Consider the following 20094-nt stretch of genomic DNA (forward strand, 5'->3'; position numbering starts at 1 on the left):
GTCTAACACATCATATATACGTATACTGTATTGGCGATCCGATGTGTTTGGACTAGAGGAAGGTGAACGAAATGGCAGCATCCAATGAGTACCGTTTTCAGGTGAACCTGAGTGGTATGATCCAGATTTTATCGAATCATCTCTATAGCAGTCCCAAAGTATTCCTGCGTGAGCTAATGCAAAATGCGACCGATGCCATCACGGCACGAAGCGAAGCAGAGCCCGGATTTCAGGGAGAAGTGCGCGTGGAGCTGACTGGTGCAGGCGAGCAGTTAACGATGATGGTGGAGGACAATGGCATCGGATTGACCGAAGCGGATATACACGAATTTTTGGCGATGATCGGACAATCCTCGAAGCGTGGGCAGCAAGCCCTTCTGGACGGTGAGACTTCATTTATCGGCCGATTTGGGATCGGCCTGCTGTCCTGCTTCATGGTGAGCAATGAAATTGTCATGCTGACCCAATCCGCGAAGGGTGGGCCTTCGATGGAGTGGAGGGGCAAGCCTGATGGCACCTATACCATTCGGCAGCTCGAGACACAGTTATCTCCGGGGACGAAAGTGTATTTGCGCTGTACGCCAGAGGCCGCTCATTATTTTGAACCGGAATATGTAAAAGAAACCTTGTTCTATTATGGGGCCTTATTGCCTTATCCAGTGACACTTCAGAGCGGAGGAGTACAGGACATCGTCAATGCCGAGTCGCCTGCGTGGCTGACGCAGCCGGAACTTGCCAAAGGGCGCAAAGCGGAAGTGCTTGCCTTTGGTGGACGCCTGCTCGGGGAGACGTTTGAAGATTTCATTCCGCTGACAACAGATTCAGGTCGTACCGGCGGGATTGCATTTGTCCTCCCACATGCCGTAAACCTTAATGCCAAGCGATCCCACCGGGTCTATCTGAAGCGAATGCTGATCTCGGAGAAGGCAGAGAATATTTTGCCGGAGTGGGCGTTCTTCGTGAAGTGCCTGATCTGGACAGATGAGCTTCAGCCGACAGCTTCGAGGGAACATTTTTATGAGAATGAAAAGCTGGAAGAAGTACGCACGGAACTTGGCGATGCACTTCGTCAAGGGCTGGCTGACATGGCAGAGAATCAGACGGAACGTCTAAAGAAACTGATTCGCCTGCATGCACTCTCGATGAAGGCACTGGCTGTGCAGGATCAGGCGTTTTACGCGATGATTCACCGCTGGCTGCCATTTGAGAGCACTCGGGGGCACCGGGAACTCGGGGAGTTAATGGATGAAGGAGAGACGTTATACTTCACCACGACAGTGGATGAGTATCGCCAGATTCACCATGTGGCCTCTGCACAATCCCTGTTGGTTATTAATGGCGGGTACATCTATGACAACGAATTAATGGCTGCGCTGCCGCTTGCGGTAAGAAATGTGCATACCGAGCGATTGCAGCCGGATCAGGTTTCGCTCAGCTTTACCGATGTACCGCCGGCGGAACGCAATCAATATTATGATGCTTTACGTCTGGCTGATGCTGCACTTCAGCGTTTCCGCTGCCGGGCTGAGGTGAAAGGGTTCAAGCCGGAAGACCTGCCGGTCCTATTCACCCTATCGCAGGAATCTTCTACGCTTCGTGCATTGGAAAAAGCGAGTGAGGAGAGTACAGACCTGTTCTCTTCCGTACTTGGCTCGTTATCCGCTGGAATCAGCTCTGCTGGATACTCAACCTTGTATCTGAACGTGAATAATCCAATCATTCAGCGCGTGTTAACGACGCCAGATTCCCAAATGACGCCGATTGCCATCGAAATGCTCTATGTGAACGCCCTGATGATGGGGCATTATGCCATGAACCGACAGGAGCTTGAGGTGCTGAATCAGGGTATCGTTCGTTTTATTGATTGGGGTTTACGCGCAAATACGGATCGCAAGGGGGATGCATGATGAATACAGAGATGGATTTTGAGGATTTAATGGATGAGGCTTATGGCTTGCCTAACGGAACTGCGAAGCTGGGCATGCTTGAAGAAGCGGCCCGAGTGGCTGACGTAAACGGCATGGAGGAAGAAGCATACGAAGCGCGATCCGAGATTGTGGAGACAGCCACGTTCTGTGGATATCCGATGAAAGCTCTCATTGCTTTTTCCTGGCAGCTGGGCAAGTTTGATCAAGAGCCGGAGCGTTATGACGAAGAGACACTAATGTGGTCATACAAATGGATCTTGGGCGAACTCTCCAGTTTTCCCGAGGTTTCTCGCGATAAGATGATGGAGCTGCTGGAGGACTTCGGACGACGTTTCAAATCCTTTGGCTACAGTGAGCGTTCCTACTGGTATTATCGCTTCCGCATATTCATGGATCTTGGCGACTTGGAGGAAGCGGGAAGCAGCTATGCCAAGTTCAAAACGATGGACCGCGACTTTATGAGTGATTGTGAAGCCTGTGAACAGGATGAAATCATGCGCTACTGGATCCTTGTGGGAGACGATGAGAAGGTCCTGGAAGCGGCCAAGCCAATCTTGAAGGGACGGATGAGCTGTGCAGAGATTCCGCACCTGACTTTATCTGAAGTGCTGATGCCGCTTTATCGGCTTGGACGGATTGAGGAAGCGGACAAGCATCAGCAGAAGGGTTACCGGTTGATTAAGGGTCAAAATGATTTTGTACAGAGCTTTGCAGAACAGATGGATTATCTGGCACGAACCAATCCGTCGAAGGGAATCGATGTGTTGGAAGAAAGTTTGGTACTGGCAGTGGATCATGAGGACCCTTTTGCCAAAATGATGTTCTACGCCAGAGCAGCCCAATTGCTGCGCCGCTGGGCGGACGAATCGCCAGAATACCGATTGCGCCTTCCTGCTTCCTTCCCGTATGAAGGGGATCCCGGAGACCTGCGCACATTGGCTGATTATTTTGCGGACCATGCCAATGCAGCTGCAGCCAAGTATGATCAGCGTAATGGCAATCACCATGTTTCTTCAATGTTGATCGGAGTATAGCTAAAACAGGATAAGAAACAGGCTTGTTCGAAGAAGGAGATACTCCTTCCGAACAAGCCTGTTTAACGTGTCTGCATATGAGTTATGCAGCTGTAATTATGGTGTCTCCGTATTGGCAGATGAAGGCTGCTCCTCAACAGCTTCATCAACATTGGAGGTTTCTGGTTGAGGCTGCTGAGCCATAAGTTCAGACACAATCTTATCTGTTGGTTGCGTAAACAGTTGATACATGATGGCTGCCTCTTCTTGACGAATAAGCGGTTTGTGAGCGAGGACATCCACAGAGCCATCCTCCAATACTTTCACTTCGGGTCCGTGGATACCGAGCTTAACCATCATCTGGATTGCGGGTACAGCCCATTTATCCGAATGGCCAGCAAGTTTCACATCCTGGAACAGCTCATTTGGATATTGCAGCTGCAGTGATCTCCAGATCATAACCATGGCTTCCTGGCGGGTAATAACTTGATCCGGCTTGAACTGTTTCGAATCCGCACCTGTGATCATGCCGGATTCATAACCGAGCTGGATGTAGCCTGCTGCTGCATGATTGGCCCAGTCCGTATCAGCTGGCGGTGTTGTTTTGCTTGGCTTGAGTCCGCTCATTTTCAGAACGTCTTCAATGAATTCAGCACGTGTAACGGCTGACTTGGGTTGAAAAGCTTCGCTTGCATCATTTTCATAGTGACCAAGCGACTGTAATCCATAGATGGCCTCGGCATAAGGGCTCTCCGGACGAACATCCCGGAATCCCTGAGGCTGCTGTCCTTTTTTCTCATATCCCAGCGGATTGAGGTAAGGCTCCTTCATATAAATCGTTCCGTCTGCATTCTCCTTAAAGGCTGTGAATTGACCAGTTAACCCATCCTTGAACAGGTTCTCATCCACTTGAATCAGGGGGCGTTGGCCCAGGAAGGCATCCGAAATACTCAGTTGGCCCAATTCTGTGCCGCCTTTCAGAGAGCTAACAATCGTGCTAAGTCTTAGATCGGCGTACAGCCCAGCAAAGCGCTGCAGCTCATCTGTAGATTGGGGTGTGAACTCATTGAATTCGACCGGCTCCGCATATTGTGGGAAGAAGGTCTGGATGAAAGCCGGGTAGAACAGATTGCGAAGAGCTCCCGCCTGGTTGTACGTAAGGAAGACGCCTGTATTTTGCTCAGGGATGAGGAAGAGATAAGAGCTGAAACCGACCAGGTCGCCTGCTTTGGTAATAATTTCGGGACTGCTGCCTGCACCAGGCAGCTGGAATGCAGCTTCAAATCCATACGTTGTATCCGGAAGTACCGGATGGATGGAAGAGCGATATTGCTCCATGCTTTTGACAGTGGATTCCTTCAGAATACGCTCATTGTCCTTCACACCATCATTCAGGAAAGCGATCATGAAATCCCCAATGTCTTCTGCTGTGGACAACATGCCTCCTTGCGGCATCGGCGTTGGGGAGAGGGTGTACAGATCAAGCGGATTATGTAACGCGTCATAGCCTGTTGCAAGCTGGTCCTTGAACTTGTCACTCAGCACAAAACTGCTGTTATCCATACCCAGTGGTTTGAAAATGTGCTGCTGCATGTATGTTTCAAATGGTTCGCCGCTGACATTTTCTACAATCATACCGAGCAGCAGAAAAGAGAAGTTGTCGTACATGTAGGCGCTGCCAGGTTCTCTAACGACAGGAGGCATGTGCTGCTGTGCATATTCCTCCATGGTGACCGTTTTGTTGAAATCAGCGTGGATGTCTTCCTGCTGGGGATCGCGAATCTCGAATCCGGTGGTGTGTGTAAGCAGGTTTTCCACAGTGACGGGTTTGTCGAAAGGATTATCGAATTCAAGTCCCTTTACATAGGTCTGAAAATCCGCTTGCAAATCAACCTTGCCCTGCTCTACCAATTGCATAACGGCTGCTGCCGTAAATGTTTTGGAGACCGAGGCTACGCGAAAAGCAGTACTCTTCGGATCGACAGGTGTTTTGTCCTCTTGATCGGCATAGCCATAGCCTTTTTCCGCGAGTACTTTGCCATCCTTGACCACAACAACGGAAGCGCCAACATACTGGGCCTTGGCTTCGGGAGAATCGAAAAACGTATCGAGAAATGCTGATGCTGATTCGTTCGTCAGCGCTTTGGTTTGTCCTTTTTCACTGACCGGGGCTGCTGCGGTTTCCGCATGAACCGCTGGTGCCCAGAGACTTAACGACAAGATGAAGGCCATGAAAGCTCCTGTTAGCGAGGTGGTTCTGAAGCGGGTCCTTCGATTGGGTAGATGCATGTAAACACTCCTTAACGTAAATTTTGGAAAAAAGCCTGATCACTGTGTATTACTTCCTATTGGCAAAGTAGGTTTCACAAAAGTGGATTGCGATGTGTTTTTCATTCCATCCAGATTGCAAACAGAAGCGAATTAGAAAAGGGAACAAAGCCGTATAGCAAAAGGGAAGCCAAAAGGCTTCCCTTTCTCTGTCATCAGCTCATGAAGCTTCTGCACATGGCAAGGACTCACTGGGCCCCGTTAAGGGCTTGAGCGATTGTCGGAAAAATATGAGTGCAGAGGCACCAATGATGACATACAGGCCTGCCATAGCATATGAAGGCAGAAAAGCTCCAATCGTTAATCCCAGGCTGCCAAGCAGGGCAGCTGCATTATAACTCATGCCATCTGCGGCCATATAAGCCGCCCGATTCGAATCGGGAATCATCCCGGCAAGAAGAACCTGGCGTACCGGCGAATACATGAGTTCGCCAATCGTCAACAGAACAGCAGACCCGATTAGGAGAAGAGCCCAGTTGCTGAATGCTAATACGGCAAACCCGGCCGTGTAGAGGCACATGCCGACTGTCATGATGGATCTGGACTGGAAACGTGCCATCCATTTCGAGAATGGGATAGCGACCAAGGCGACCATTACCGTGTTGATGGCCATGATTAGACTGAACATGTGCAATCCTGAAATATCCCAATGGAGCAGTTGGGCACTGAATTCACTTTTGAGACGGACAGCGATGTATTTATCCATTTGGAACTCGAGAGAGACGGCCAGCACCGATGCAGTGAAAAAGACCATGAACCGTTTGTCCCTGAGTACACTTCCATAGGTCTTCAGCATGTTTTTTCTGATCGGGGTGGCGACCTGACTGGAGTCCGTTCTTTCCATGCTTTCCTGAATGAAAAACATTAGGATGAACAACGTGATCAAGCTCTCTGCAAATACCAGACTGAACAGGACGAATCGGAAGGAGTCGAATAATAATCCGCCCATCAAAGCTCCAAACGTAACAGCTACATTGGTCGTCCAATACTGTAATCCGTATACATAATGTCGCTCATGTTCACTGCTTACGTCCACGATCATCGCACCTGCGATCGGAATGGTGATGCCGGAGCTTAGACTGCTAAGAAAAAACATGACGCAAGTCAGTTCTACCGAATTCAGCCAGGGTGAATTCGCTGCAGCCAGCCAGAACAAGGCGAATACTTGCGCACATTGAGCAATAACCATCATTTTTTTGCGTCCAATCCGATCTGACCAGTACCCTGCGCCCAAGCCAGCGATCATGGAGGAAACAATATTGACTGTCAACAGCAGGCCAGCCCAACCTGCCCCCATCTGTACGCTCAGATAAATCGCCATAAAAGGGATGATGGATTTCTGTGTCAGGTCCGTAAAAAAATCAGTGATAATACGAATTTTGATATTGCGGTGCAAATCGGCATATTTCATCAGATGCAATTCTTCCTTCCCGTTGGTCATGTGGATGTTACTGAGTATAATGGAGGAAAACCTGAAGAAAAACTGTAGAAGCGTGTGAAAGGATTTCGTATTTTAGCAAGGGTAGAAGGGCAGGGGGATTCAGTGGAAGTAGCAGACCATTATATTCAATTGCGTATGACCTTTTCGAACGTTCATGATGAGGAGGAATTGCATACGACAATTGGTGAACTGGCACAACATTTGTGCTGCACCATGCGCAATATGAATCTGATTATGAACAAGTTCATGGATAACAACTGGATACAATGGAATCCGAAGCGCGGCAGGGGCAAAAAGTCTGTACTCGTCTTTTGTGTACCCCTCCTTGAGGTAGCCAGAGAGAGGTTTGATCGCCTTCTGCAAGGCAACAGGCTGGAAGAAGCATATGAATTGGCCGCCAGACTGCCGTTTTCGTTACGGGAAATGTTGATGCAAGGATTACAGGACCAGTTTGGTCTTCGTTCAGACCAGGGTGCTATGGGAAGGATTGACACGCTGCGGATACCACAGAACTTTCCGTTTGAGACATTGGATCCGACCCAGGCTGCCATGTGGGGAGAAGTGGGCATTGTAGCTGAGGTTTTTGATCGATTGGTACGTTACAATGCTGAGCGTCAGATGTGTGAGCCGAGTCTTGCCGTGGCATGGGAGAGCAACCCGGAAGGGACGGAGTGGACATTTTATTTGCACAAAGGCGTTCTTTTTCATCATGGCAGAGTACTCGAAGCAGACGATGTAAAGTTCACGTTTGAACGAATTATTTTGGATATCGACAATCCCTGCCGGCCGTTGTTTGGCACGATTGCGAAAATAGAGACGTTTGATGCTCTGACCGTACGTTTTGTGCTGCATAACCCAAATTTCATGTTTCCGGATCTGATGAGCAGCATGTGTGCATCAATTTTGCCCCGGGATGTGGAGCCCGACCGGATGCATCCCATTGGAACAGGACCTTATCGTTTAACGCGTAATCACCCCAGACTGCTGGTTCTGGACGTATTCCCTTCCTATTTCAGAGGGCGTGCCTACATTGATCGGGTTGAGGTGTGGCAGCTTCCGCAGTCCGGACTGATGGAGTCGGTAATCAAGCAGGACTTGTTTCCGGATGGACAGCCTCATGCAGTTCAGCATGAAGTTCAGGGCGGAGTCTATATGACATTTAATATGCGAAAAGAAGGTCCGCAGCAGGATATATATTTTCGCCGGGCTGTGCAGCAGCTGTTGAATCAGCAGGAGATGATGGATGCGTTCCCGGGTACGGGCACACAGCCTGCATATAGTCTGGTACGGGAGCATTTTTGGGAACCAACGGATGCAGAAATTGTGGGCTGCTCTATACAACAGAAGCGAACGGAGGCGTTGGAGTCCAACACGAGAACCTCGTTGATCAGAGCTGAAGAGCTGTTGAAACGAAGCAGCTATGCAGGCCAAACGCTGCGGTTATGGGTGGAGGATGGAAAGAAGATGGAGACGGACATGCTCTGGTTCGTTCAACGTTGTGAACAGATCGGATTGCATGTAACCGTAGTGCCAGGTGATCCGGTTAGTGCGGTGTATCATGATGAATTCGGATCATGTGATCTCGTATACACAGGAGAGGTATTCGATGAGCATGCCATGCTGGGCCTGTTGACCATGTATACTTTTCAGAATACGCTGTTCCTTGTTGCCATGGATGATGTTTGGAAAAGGGAATTGGATCAGGAGTGCAGGCGCATCGTAGGAATTCAGGATGGTGGCGAGCGATTGGCAGCATTGCTGGAGTTGGAAGCCAGACTTGTTGACGAGGCTTTGCTGCTCCCCGCATACAGTTTCAGGGAAGAACACGCCTATCATCCCTCACTCCGCGATTACAAGGTTGTCGGATTTGGGATGCCGGATTTGCGCCGTTTGTGGGTGAAACGTAAACCGGACGCCGAGAATGAGGAAACGAGCTATCCGGCTTACATCCCGCTGTGGTAAGGTGAGCCACAGGCGGGATGAGCCTTGAAGAGCGAGCGGTTATTCTGCGCTTTTCTTAGTAAACTCAATAGGTTTCGTACCCGGTTCCATTAGAAATGGAATGGAAATGGAACGAGCTTTATTCTGTTCATCCATCTGAAAAGTGAACGTGATCTTCAGTCCAAACAGAACAAGCAGGACAGAGAAGGTGTCATTTCCGGTGTATTCCATAGGCATTTCCATGTCATTGAAAATAGCCTCTAATCCATCCTCTTTTTGTTGAATGGACATCTCTCCGTAGCCAGAATGATTGTAAATGCCTACATAAGTAGTTATAGGCCGGTCAAGGGGTTCGGCTTTCACTTCATCCTCTCTTTCCTCCGTGCTGGCTGCTGGTTTCGCTTGCGGATCTAAGGTATCTTGAGTTTCCGTTACTTCAGACTCGGGCGATTCCTCACCCCCCATCAATTTGGCCAATTTACCGCTCCAATCCACGGGTTCCTTACCAAGGAGACGATCCATGATGTTGAACGTAACAGTATATGGAATGATGCTCCCATTGGTATTGCATAGCACTACGATCCCGATCTCTTCCTCTGGCATAAAGGCAACCTGCGAACTAAAGCCATCAATGGCGCCGCCATGATGAATCAGCTGATGGCCGCGGTAAGGTTCGATGAACCAGCCCAGTCCGTAAGTGCTGACAGGCAATTCTGGGCCTTGAAAGGGAGAATCACACGGCATCTGGGGACTGTACAATTCTTCCATTTGTTCCTTGGAAACCAATTGTTGCCCATCATGCTGTCCCTGATTCAATTGCAATCGCAGCCAGGCGATCATGTCTTCCAGATTGCTGTTGATGGAACCTGCCGGACCCACGGCATCGATGTTTCGATAAGGAATTCGTAGATGTTCGCCGTCTTTTTCCATATACGGAGCGGCAAAATCAGGCTGAAGCTGCATTTGATCCACCGAGAACAGGCTGGACTTCATCCCCAGCGGCCCAAACAGGTGATCCTGAACGAGCTTCTCCCAGGACGTTTCCTTCAACTTACCGACCAAGTAGCCTGCTGTCATGTACATCAGGTTTTGATATTGCCACTTATTCCTGAAATCCTCATTCGGTTCAAGATACTGTAGAGCGTTTACGAGTTCCTCTCTGGTCCGTGCAGAGTTGTACCATATCATCTCATGTCTAGGGAGTCCCGAACGATGGCATAACATATCGCGGATAGTCAGGCGTTCTGTGGCCACAGGGTCGAACATTTTAAAATCTTCCATATATGTTTTAACTGGCGTATCCCATTTCAGCAGTTCCTGATCGACAAGCATGGCAGCTGTTGTTGCTGTAAAAGCTTTGGTACTGGATCCGATGGCAAACAGGGTATGTGGAGTCACTTCAAGTTTGGATTCCAGATCGCGGTACCCGTAGCCTTTTTGCCAAATGACTTCATCCTTGTGAATAACAGCGACGGCTGCGCCAACACCTTTCCATAATTGCAGCTGTTCAGCTACAAATTCATCCAATCCGTCCAGTAATGATCGATGTTTTGTGGTGGTCATTAGTATCCCTCCAATGTAAATGTGAAGTAAGTTCAGAAGAAAACAAAAATCGGTATGTAGTGTCATGCATGAGATTGTTCTATATCAACTATGCCTTTTTTGGGTAAAGTTAACATCCGACCGGAGACTGATTTGTCTGGCAACACTTGTCCTAACAAGGGGATTGAAAGCTTGTCAAACCAGTCCGCATAAATCGAACAAGTCCCTCATAGACATGTACTAATCAAGTAGGGGTTCTGCTGTACGCACAATCCTGAAGTGAAAACATGTGCTAAAGGGGATGATGTCATGCGCCGAATATCATGGATGCTTGCCATGGTATTGGTCTTATCGGCCTTACTTGCCGCCTGCGGGAAGAAGGATGCGGCAGCCGTGGTCAAAGATCTGAACGAAGTCGTAGGAGAGATGGAAAGTTACCAGGGAGCAGGTGTCATGACACTGCACACCGGAGATACGCCGCAGCAGTATAAGGTCGAGGTGTGGCATCAGAAGCCTTCATATTACCGAATTGCTCTTACCAATGCCAAAAAGGATGTTACCCAGATTGTACTGCGGAACGATGAGGGCGTATTCGTCCTGACACCAAGCCAGAACAAAAGCTTCCGCTTCCAGAGCAACTGGCCGGATAACCAGGGTCAGGTCTATCTCTATGAGACGCTGATTCGCAGCATTACAGGCGATACAACCCGTCAGTTTGCGGATGAAAAGGAAAGTTATGTATTTGATGTAGCTGCCAATTACAATACGCATGCGCTGGTCAGACAGAAAATCTGGCTGAACAAAAGTGATTATGCGCCCAAGCAGGTGGAGGTATCCGACTCCAACGCAAACGTAGTGGTTGATGTCAAATTTGATAGCTTCAAATTCGGTGCCGAATTCGGCAAGGATGCATTTGATATGCAGCGGAACATGACAGCTGGGACAGAAGGAAACAGCGGAACGGATACAGGCAGTAATCCGGCTGAACAGGCAGGGGAGAATGGCACCAAGGAGCCGGCAAGCTCTGAGACTGACCCGGGCCAAGAACCTGCTACTGGTTCAAGTGAAGGAGTCAGTGACGGACAAACTGGTGTGAACGAGAACAACGAACAGCAAGAAGCTCAAGATCAGGCCAGTGCCGATCCGGGTACAGAGGAGCCTACCATGACGGAACCGGAAGGGTCAGACAGTTTTGGCGTGATTGAACCGACATACGCTCCGGAAGGGGTCAAGCTGAAAGACGATCAGATTGTAGAGGAGTCCGGCGATTATTCTGTCATGCTCCGCTACGAAGGAACGTATAATTATACGATTTTTGAAGCCAGACCACAGGACAGAGCTGTTTCCCTCGCCCCATCTCGCGTTGTGGATCTCGGATTCACGCTGGGAATGCTGAGCGGAGATGCATTACAGACGCTGACATGGATGACGGATGGAATCGAATACAGAATAACAAGTGCGGATCTGCCTGAGAGTGAAATGGTCCAGATTGCAACATCCATGCAGGAGCAGTCAGGCAAATGATGTTAAAGGTATAGTAGACAGGGCATTAGGAATGATAAAGAGCATCGGGGACTTGTTCTCCGGTGCTTTTCGATGTACACAGATAGGTTCCTGCAGCATATTATGAGAATAAAAGCTTCCCATGCCGTAATGTGTACAGCCTCAGAAGGTGAGCAGAGACTGGGCAGGTTGACCCAATAATACAAAACACGCTTCTATGCGGGAGGAACCGGGTAAGTAATCGGTATAGGCAGATAGGACATGACGTGAAGATGCATTTAGTATTCATGTTGTATCGCTTATCAGCCTGTTTCTTCATCCGTCTCCGGCTTCGAAATCATGTTTGGCACGTGTTTGGAGTCGCTGTTCTTTTGCTCATTTGACAGTCACATGCTTGAGCATTACGATGGAGTCTGATATGTGAGCCGGATTAAGATGACTAGAGAAGGTGACAGAACGTGCAAGGACAATATCGGCCGACCCAAGCGGAAATCAACTTGGATCATTTGAGCAACAACGTGGATGCTTTCCGCTCAGCCCTGCCGCAAGGCATGAAGTTTCTAGCTTGTGTTAAGGCCAACGCCTATGGACATGGAGCTGTGGAGACGGCCAGAGAACTGGAACGAATCGGAGTGGATTATCTGAGTGTCGCTTTTCTGGACGAAGCGCTTGAACTGCGACAAAACGGAATCAAGGCTCCGATCTTGGTATTGGGTTATACGCCGCCTGAAGGCATTGCTGTGGCCAGGGAACATGATGTGACCATAACCCTGTTCAGCAGGGAAGTGCTTGAAGCGATTCGAGATCTGGATACAGGATCTTCCCATAATAAACTGAAGGTTCATATCAAAATCGACAGCGGTATGGGACGGCTGGGTCTGCTTCCTGGTGAGGAAGCTCTTGCTTTCATACAGGAAGTGGCAGCCATGGAGCAGGTCCTGCTCGAAGGCATGTTTACCCATTATGCCAAGGCGGATGAAGAAGACAAGACCTATACACTGGAGCAGTATCGACGGTTTCGAAGCGTGGTTGAAGCGCTGCGGGATCAGGGATGTGTCATCCCGATTATACATACGGCGAACAGTGCCGCTGCCATTGATACACCGGAATTATCCTATAACATGGTTCGAGTGGGCATCAGTCTGTATGGGCTGTACCCTTCAGCCGAGGTGAATCATCAGGTAGTGAAGCTGATCCCGGTATTGACACTGAAGACGAAGGCGGTTCTGGTCAAAACGCTGCCGCCTCATTGGGGCGTCAGCTACGGAACCCGTTATGTGACTCAAGGGAACGAACGAATTGCGACCCTGCCTATCGGCTATGCAGACGGATTTTCAAGAATGCTGACAGGTAAAGCTCAAGTGCTTGTACGTGGCCGCCGTGTTCCCGTCGTCGGTACGATCTGCATGGATCAGTGTATGGTGTCGCTGCAATCTTTCGCTGAAGAGGCGGAAGAAATTCAAGCCGGCGAAGAGGTTGTTCTCATCGGTCACCAATCTGATGGTGTCATCACCGCAGATGAAGTGGCTACCCAGCTTGGTACGATTGCCTACGAGGTGATCTGCATGATGGCCCACCGGATTCCGCGAATTTATTTCCGGAACGGTGTGGAAGTCGTCAAGGTTAATCCTCTTTTGACATCCTGACAGGTCAACTGGACGCTATTTCCATTAAACTTTTTTTCGGAACAGAAGGAAAACTGTCGGAGCATCTCGAATGTTGTTATATTGACGAGGATGAAAAATCCTGAAAAGAGATGTTTGGTCTGTACGAATATTGCCCCCCATGTTTATAATGGAGTACAGCATACTTGATATACTCGGGGCATATATATTCCTTTGTATAAAAGTTCTGGAAAAACGTAATACTGGTTCACAATGGCGAAAGGTTTGTGGGGGTGGAAGATAGGTGGCCAACTTGCAGAACACCAAGCGGATTATGATCAGTTTGCCTGATCATCTCCTGCAGGAAGTGGATGGCATCGTAGCGCTGGAGAATTCCAACCGCAGCGAATTGATTAGGCAGGCCATGAAGCTGTATTTGACGGAGCGGAAGAAACGTTACATCCGTGAGTCCATGCAGCGCGGGTACATGGAGATGGCAAAAATTAATCTAACCATGGCATCCGAGGCCTTTCACGCGGAGGAAGATGCGGACAGCACTCTGGACCGCTTAGTTAGCGGGGTGTAGACATTGATCGTAAAACGCGGTGACGTTTTTTTTGCGGATCTTTCTCCCGTTGTCGGTTCCGAGCAAGGTGGAGTCAGGCCGGTGCTGGTCATCCAGAATGACATCGGTAACCGGTTCAGTCCAACTTGTATCGTGGCGGCTATTACCGCCCAGATTCAGAAGGCAAAGCTTCCGACGCATGTAGAGATTGATGCTGCAGCACATGGCTTTGACCGGGACTCGGTTATCTTGCTCGAGCAAATACGGACGATTGACAAACAAAGACTGACTGACAAGATTACCCATCTGGACGAGGAGACCATGAAATTGGTCAATGAGGCGTTGCAGATCAGTCTGGGTTTGATCGATTTTTAGGGTGCAAGGCAGTCTGTTTGGGCTGCCCGCCATCCGCCCGTAACGGGATGTTCCTTGCGGGGAACACACAATTACAGACAACAGATCATAGGAGCGTATTGCAGCCCAAGGGCAGCGGTACGCTCTTTTGATTAAACAAAAAATGAAAGCGTAGAACATTGGCAGGCTTTTCGTTATAATGGAACCTGAGAAACCGTTTACGCCATGACGTATATAGAGGTGGAGGAGACATATGAGCATTTATATTAACCAGGAGAAATTACAATTTCATTTACAGACCCGCAAGGCGAGTTATGTATTCCAGGTGCTGCCTTCGGGATATTTGGTACAGCTGTATTATGGCAAGAAATTACGCGACACGGACCTGAGCTGGCTGCATGTTCGGACCGAGCGTGCTTCCTTCAGCCCGAATCCGGTACCGGAAGATCGGACGATTTCATTTGATACATTACCACTGGAACTGCCAGTCTATGGAACAAGTGATTTCCGTAACCCGGCAGTTCAGCTTCAACTTGAGAATGGTTCAAGCGTTTCGGAATTCACATATGTTGGCCACCGATTGGAAAAAGGAAAACCTGCCCTTCAGGGATTGCCGGCAACCTACGTGGAAGCTGCAGATGAAGCGGATACGCTGGTGATTGAGATGGAAGACCGCGTGGCAGGAGTCCGCATTGAGCTCTCCTATACAGCTTATTCGTCCTTCAACGCCATTACGCGGTCCATGCGTATCATAAATGAGAGCGCTGCCTCGGTGAACGTGGCGCGCGCACTAAGCACATCCGTAGACTTCCCGCATGCCGATTATGAGCTGCTGCAGCTATCGGGTGCGTGGACGCGGGAACGCGATATTGTTCGTCGCCCTCTTGCTTCCGGCTTGCAAGGCGTGGAGAGCCGTCGTGGTTCAAGCAGCCATCAGCAAAACCCGTTTATTGCGCTCATGACTCCAGGTACGGATGAAGATCAGGGAGAAGTGTACGGCTTCAGTCTCGTTTACAGCGGAAGCTTCACAGCCCAAGCGGAAGTGGATCAGTTCCACACTACGCGTGTATCACTTGGCATTAACCCGTTTGAGTTCAGCTGGAAGCTTGAATCCGGAGAAGCTTTCCAGACGCCTGAGACGGTCATGGTATATTCTGATGCAGGACTGGACGGCATGTCCCAGTCTTATCATGAACTGTATCGCGAACGGCTTGCCCGCGGCAAGTTCCGCAATGCGGAGCGCCCGGTACTGGTGAACAACTGGGAAGCAACGTATTTTGGCTTTAATGCAGACAAGATTGAACAGATTGCGCGTGCAGGACAGAAACTCGGTATTGAGCTGTTTGTGTTGGATGACGGCTGGTTCGGACATCGCGACAGCGACAACTCCTCGCTGGGTGACTGGATTGTGGACAAGAACAAGCTGCCGCAGGGGCTTGAGGATTTGGCCAACCGGGTAACCGGACTGGACATGCAGTTTGGACTGTGGTTCGAGCCTGAGATGATCTCGCCAGACAGTGACCTGTACCGGGAGCACCCGGACTGGTGTCTGCATGTGCCTGACCGTCGCCGGACAGAGGGAAGACAGCAGCTGGTGCTGGACTTCTCCAGACAGGATGTACGGGATGAGATCGTACGCATGCTGAGTGACGTGTTGGGATCTGCACCGATCTCTTATGTGAAGTGGGATATGAACCGGAATATGACGGAAGTGGGTTCTGCGCTGCTGCCAGCGGATAGACAGCGTGAGACGGCACACCGCTACATGCTTGGATTGTATGAAGTGATGGAACGCATTACATCCTCATTCCCTAATATTCTGTTTGAGAGCTGTTCTGGTGGCGGCGGCCGCTTCGATCCGGGAATGCTGTATTACATGCCACAGACGTGGACAAGTGACAACACGGATGCGGTGTCTCGTTTGCGTATTCAGTACGGAACGAGTCTGGTGTACCCGGTAAGTTCCATGGGATCGCATATCTCTGCTGTACCGAATCATCAGGTTAACCGCATTACATCGCTGGAGACCCGTGGAAATGTTGCCATGTCGGGTAACTTTGGCTATGAGCTTGATCTGACTCGGTTTACCGAGGAAGAGAACGCTATTGTAAAGGCTCAGGTGGAGCTGTACAAAGAGATTCGGAATACCATTCAGTATGGAACGTTCCGTCGTTTGCTCAGTCCGTTTGAGGGGAACGAAACGGCATGGATGTTTATTGCACCGGACGGCAGCGAAGCGGTTGTATTCTATTTCCGTGTGTTGTCTGAACCGAATGCGCCGCTTCAACGTCTCAAGCTGAAAGGACTGGATCCGGATGCGGATTACCGTCTGAAAGGCAGCACCGAGACGTATACAGGAGATGCCTTGATGTATGGCGGAATTTCTGTAGGCCGTGCATCGGGTGATTATCTGAGCGAGATGTTCCGATTTGAACGGGTATAGTTAATCCAGCGTTTAATGCAGTGCTTTTCGGGGAAGACCGGAATACGTCGGGGTGACGTTTTTCGGTCTTTTCTCATGCGTTAGGTGAAGTTATGAAGCAGGATCTGGATTGTAAGAACTTGTAACCGGGATGAATGCTGGAAAACTGAACGGAATTTTGTGATAATATAGGGAAGAGCAATCTGCTTGAATGCAGGTTCGATACAGTGATTACTGCAGCATAGCTGCCCTGAACATGCTTGATCTGAAACGATTCAGGAAGGAAAGAGGGATTTATTTGTCTGAACAGGGAACGGTTCTGGAACCCAATGAAGAAACAATAAAGGCGGAACGCCAGGAAAGAATCATCAAACAGGTAGCCAAGGAACTGTCACTGTCCTTGAAGCAGGTGCGCACGACGTCGGAGCTTTTGGACGAAGGCAATACGATTCCGTTTATCGCCCGCTACCGTAAAGAAATGACAGGAGAGCTGGATGAGAACCAGCTGCGGTCCATCGAGGAACGCATCGTATACTTGCGTAATCTAGAGGATCGCAAAGTGGAAGTCATCCGTATTATAGAAGAACAAGGCAAGCTGACGGGAGAACTGAAAAAGTCCATTACCCAGGCTGTGAAGCTGCAGGAAGTAGAGGATCTGTATCGTCCTTATCGTCAGAAGCGGAAAACGCGTGCCAGTGTCGCCAAAGAAAAAGGCCTTGAGCCGCTGGCTGTATGGATTTGGAGCCAACCTAAACAGGGAAATGCTCTGGAAGAAGCCTCGCGTTACATCAATGCTGAACTCGGAGTCGAGGATGCTGAATCAGCTCTCCAGGGAGCAAAAGATATCCTGGCCGAGAATATTGCGGATGACGCAGCGATACGTGCATGGATTCGCCGGTACACATTGGATCACGGCATGCTGACTTCGGAAGCGAAGGATGCTGAGCAGGAATCTGTATACGAGAACTATTATGACTATCGTGAATTGGCCAAAAAGATGCCTCCGCACCGGATACTCGCCATTAACCGCGGGGAGCGTGAGAACATTCTGAAAGTGGGTCTCGATGTACAGCCAGAGCCTGCCCACCGTCATATGGAAGGTCAGATTATCAAAGGAGCATCTGCGGTACAGGATATATTGCGCGCTGTGATTGAAGATGCCTATAAGCGCCTTATTGCTCCGTCGATTGAGCGTGAGGTTCGAGCTGAACTGACGGAAAAGGGTGAAAGCCAGGCGATCTCGGTATTTTCTGCCAATCTGCGCAATCTGCTGCTTCAGCCGCCAATTCACGGCAAACGTGTGCTTGGTGTCGATCCAGCCTACCGTACGGGCTGTAAACTGGCCGTAGTGGATGACACAGGTAAACTGCTGGAAGTGGCTGTCACTTATCCGACACCGCCGCATAACAAGAAACGTGAAGCGGCTGAAGTGTTCCATCGGATGATCAAGCAGTACGACATCGGCCTTATCGTTATCGGTAACGGGACGGCTTCGCGTGAAACGGAACAGTTTGTGGCCGAGATCATTCAGGAAAATGGTGATGAGAGTCTCGTGTACCTGATTGTCAATGAAGCCGGAGCAAGTGTGTATTCCGCCTCCAAGCTGGCACAGGAGGAATTTCCGGATCTGGACGTGGCGGAACGCAGCGCAGCTTCCATCGCCCGTCGTGTACAGGATCCGCTGGCTGAACTGGTCAAAATTGATCCCAAAGCCATTGGTGTAGGCCAATACCAGCATGACGTTTCCCAGAAGATTCTGGAGGAAAGTCTGAAAGCAGTCGTAGAATCTGCGGTTAACCATGTCGGCGTGGATGTTAACACGGCTTCGCCGTCCCTTCTGTCCTATGTTGCCGGCGTGAATGCCACCATTGCCAAAAATATTGTGAAGTACCGCGAAGAGAACGGACGGTTCACGAACCGTCGTCAATTGCAGAAGGTACCTCGCCTGGGTGCCAAAACCTATGAGCAATGCGTAGGTTTCATGCGGATTGGTGAAGGCGAAAATCCGCTGGATCGTACGCCGATTCACCCGGAATCCTATAAGGTCGTCGATCAGCTGTTCAAGGAACTCCAGGTTGAACTGGACAAGCTGGGAAGCAAGGAACTATCCGTGCTTCTCTCGGAGCAGCAGCCTGAACAACTGGCTGTCAAACTGGACGTGGGTGTGCCTACACTTCGCGACATTCTGGATAGCTTACAGCGTCCTGGACGTGACCCGCGTGAAGAAATGCCTCTGCCTATTTTCCGTACGGATGTGCTGAAAATTGAGGATCTGGTCGAAGGCATGGAACTGCAGGGTACCGTTCGCAACGTTATTGATTTTGGGGCTTTTGTGGATATCGGAATCAAAAGTGATGGGCTTGTCCATATTTCACAACTGAGTAACGGTTATGTCAAGCATCCGATGGATGTAGTTTCTGTTGGTGATAATGTAACGGTATGGGTTATGAATGTGGATACCAAAAAAGGCCGGGTCGGCCTGACGATGAAAAAGCCTGCCTCGCAGCAGTCTTCCTAATCCAAAGATCGGAGAACAGCCTTCCCTGTAATGGGAAGGCTGTTTGTTGTCGGCTTTAATGGTATTGTCGTCCGTTCCATATTCTTCGAATGAGTTATTGAAGGGAGAGAGACTTGTATGTGGACATAAAGAGTGAGGTCAGGTTCTAGAGTTCACGATCCGCGCTGCGCGGTGTGCCATTGGCAGGTTTGTTCCGGTAAAAAAACCAGCATTCGTTCAGCAGCTTGATCTGTCTGCTGTCCTTTTTGTGAAATGCACGCATCAGTTGATTGCAAAGCCATTGAGGCAAGGGTATCTCCTCCTCTTGCATAATTCATCTGTACGTTAGCATATGTGGCAACAGCCTGGACTGTGCGGATTAACCCGTGGTGAGCCAGGAAAAATCAATATCCAGCCTCGTCATTCGACGATGTCGGTTCAGAATATGATAAAAAGCGCAAAATCCCGTTTAGGAAAATGCGCTTTCAAGTTCGGTTATTCAGGTGAAAAGATGAGGAATAATGAATCAGAGCGATTCCATTTCTTCTTCGTACCATTGTTCCAATTGGGCCTGAAGCGCCCGAATTTCAGTGAGTAAGGAAATCAACGGATAGTGAGTCTCACGCAGTGCGGCGAAACTTTGCTCCAGCGCATTGATATAATCCAGCCCGCCGATGATGCTCAGCTGCTCGTTCAGAAGATCAAGATTGTCACATTCAGCGATGGCCCAGGGCAGCACAGGTACATCTGCTGCGGTAAGTTTATCAATCTCTTTGTGCAGGCGCAGGTTGAGTGCACTGAGCTGATAGGCGTAATCGGCAGGCATTTCCACAAACTGCAGTTGATGTTCCTGCTGCAGGATGACATAGCGCATTGTAGGCATAACGAGTAATAATCTCCCCTCATACATTCTACTTGACAGTGTAGCCTACGAAACGGTTAAAATTCAAGTATTA

14 protein-coding genes are annotated in these 20094 nt (G+C 49.5%); 9 read left to right on the forward strand and 5 right to left on the reverse strand.

The window, feature by feature from the left end:
* The first annotated feature begins 71 nt into the window (after positions 1 to 71).
* Entirely contained in the window at positions 72 to 1907 is a 1836-nt protein-coding gene (locus AAIH57_RS11555; RefSeq protein WP_430021704.1) for an HSP90 family protein, read from the forward strand.
* Positions 1904 to 2962 carry a hypothetical protein gene (locus AAIH57_RS11560; protein WP_430021705.1) on the forward strand — a complete coding sequence of 353 codons (1059 nt, stop codon included), beginning with the start codon at positions 1904 to 1906 and terminating at the stop codon, positions 2960 to 2962. Before AAIH57_RS11555 ends, AAIH57_RS11560 begins: the two co-directional genes overlap by 4 nt.
* 96 nt (positions 2963 to 3058) lie before the next feature.
* Here the strand turns inward: AAIH57_RS11560 and AAIH57_RS11565 are convergent, their stop codons facing one another.
* Together AAIH57_RS11565 and AAIH57_RS11570 are read right to left on the reverse strand one after the other, a co-directional pair.
* A complete protein-coding gene (locus tag AAIH57_RS11565) occupies positions 3059 to 5173 on the reverse strand; it encodes a beta-lactamase family protein (protein ID WP_246311050.1) in 2115 nt (704 codons plus the stop codon).
* A gap of 256 nt (positions 5174 to 5429) precedes the next feature.
* Positions 5430 to 6680, reverse strand: a complete 1251-nt coding sequence (locus tag AAIH57_RS11570) for an MDR family MFS transporter (RefSeq protein ID WP_430021706.1) — start codon at positions 6678 to 6680, stop codon at positions 5430 to 5432.
* A gap of 132 nt (positions 6681 to 6812) precedes the next feature.
* On the opposite strand from AAIH57_RS11570, the gene AAIH57_RS11575 reads away from it, so the two are divergent.
* Positions 6813 to 8672 (forward strand): ABC transporter substrate-binding protein, encoded by a 1860-nt coding sequence (locus tag AAIH57_RS11575; RefSeq protein ID WP_430021707.1) that lies wholly within the window; start codon positions 6813 to 6815, stop codon positions 8670 to 8672.
* 39 nt (positions 8673 to 8711) lie between these two features.
* On the opposite strand, the gene AAIH57_RS11580 is transcribed toward AAIH57_RS11575, so the two are convergent.
* Complete coding sequence (locus AAIH57_RS11580; protein WP_430021708.1) at positions 8712 to 10214, reverse strand: serine hydrolase; 1503 nt, start codon at positions 10212 to 10214, stop codon at positions 8712 to 8714.
* A 288-nt stretch (positions 10215 to 10502) separates the two neighbouring features.
* Here AAIH57_RS11580 and AAIH57_RS11585 point away from each other — a divergent pair, with 288 nt between their 5' ends.
* The 6 genes from AAIH57_RS11585 (at position 10503) to AAIH57_RS11610 (ending at position 19159) form a co-directional block, all read left to right on the forward strand.
* A complete protein-coding gene (locus tag AAIH57_RS11585) occupies positions 10503 to 11717 on the forward strand; it encodes an outer membrane lipoprotein-sorting protein (RefSeq protein ID WP_175398234.1) in 1215 nt (404 codons plus the stop codon).
* 437 nt (positions 11718 to 12154) lie between these two features.
* On the forward strand, positions 12155 to 13342 hold the full coding sequence (alr, locus tag AAIH57_RS11590) for an alanine racemase (protein WP_430021709.1): 1188 nt from the start codon (positions 12155 to 12157) through the stop codon (positions 13340 to 13342).
* Positions 13343 to 13604: 262 nt separating this feature from the next.
* Positions 13605 to 13886 (forward strand): CopG family ribbon-helix-helix protein, encoded by a 282-nt coding sequence (locus tag AAIH57_RS11595; RefSeq protein WP_056699650.1) that lies wholly within the window; start codon positions 13605 to 13607, stop codon positions 13884 to 13886.
* 3 nt (positions 13887 to 13889) lie between these two features.
* Entirely contained in the window at positions 13890 to 14240 is a 351-nt protein-coding gene (locus AAIH57_RS11600; RefSeq protein ID WP_024630714.1) for a type II toxin-antitoxin system PemK/MazF family toxin, read from the forward strand.
* Between the two features lie 232 nt (positions 14241 to 14472).
* On the forward strand, positions 14473 to 16662 hold the full coding sequence (locus tag AAIH57_RS11605) for an alpha-galactosidase (RefSeq protein ID WP_430021710.1): 2190 nt from the start codon (positions 14473 to 14475) through the stop codon (positions 16660 to 16662).
* A 235-nt stretch (positions 16663 to 16897) separates the two neighbouring features.
* Entirely contained in the window at positions 16898 to 19159 is a 2262-nt protein-coding gene (locus AAIH57_RS11610) for a Tex family protein (RefSeq protein ID WP_430022128.1), read from the forward strand.
* A 145-nt stretch (positions 19160 to 19304) separates the two neighbouring features.
* On the opposite strand, the gene cmpA is transcribed toward AAIH57_RS11610, so the two are convergent.
* Both cmpA and AAIH57_RS11620 read right to left on the reverse strand, forming a co-directional pair.
* Positions 19305 to 19448: a cortex morphogenetic protein CmpA gene (cmpA, locus tag AAIH57_RS11615; RefSeq protein WP_095289070.1), complete on the reverse strand. Its 144-nt coding sequence runs from the start codon at positions 19446 to 19448 to the stop codon at positions 19305 to 19307.
* A 216-nt stretch (positions 19449 to 19664) separates the two neighbouring features.
* Positions 19665 to 20021, reverse strand: a complete 357-nt coding sequence (locus AAIH57_RS11620; RefSeq protein ID WP_175398237.1) for a hydrolase/acyltransferase — start codon at positions 20019 to 20021, stop codon at positions 19665 to 19667.
* Positions 20022 to 20094: the final 73 nt, after the last annotated feature.

It is taken from the genome of Paenibacillus sp. MABNR03, from assembly GCF_050455445.1.
In the GTDB taxonomy this organism is placed as follows: domain Bacteria; phylum Bacillota; class Bacilli; order Paenibacillales; family Paenibacillaceae; genus Paenibacillus; species Paenibacillus xylanilyticus.